Raw genomic sequence first — 360 nt, 5'->3', positions numbered from 1 at the left:
GTGCTACTCGTAGCGGTACTTCAGCGAATCCGCTTCCGCCTGCTCGATGTCGGCGATCGTCAGGTCCGGCATGCGGAGCTGTGCCAGCGTCACCGCGGCGGACGTCGGCTGGGCGTCCGCCGGGAGCCACTCCTCCGGTTTCCAGGCGCCGCTGCGCATGAGCGACTTGGGGCAGTGGGGGTAGACCTCCTCGATCCCCACCACGAGCGCGCTGGCGGGCGGCTTGCCGACGGCGGTGAGTTGCGACAGCAGCTCCGGGCGGGTGGAGACGCAGGCGCGGCCGTTGACCCGGAGCGTCGTGGTGCGGCCCGGGATGACGAACAGCAGCCCGGCGCGCCCGGTGGTGACGACGTTCTGCAA

At 71.1% G+C, this 360-nt stretch carries 1 protein-coding gene; it reads right to left on the bottom strand.

All coding sequences use genetic code 11. The annotated features are described in order from the left end of the window. Nucleotides 1–3: 3 nt before the first annotated feature. On the bottom strand, nt 4–360 hold a 357-nt coding region (locus tag AC1DSF_RS31485; RefSeq protein ID WP_478184229.1), incomplete at its 5' end, for a PNPOx family protein.

Source organism: Variovorax sp. 01N429 (assembly GCF_056399425.1).
This window is presented reverse-complemented; position numbering and strand designations above follow the sequence as displayed.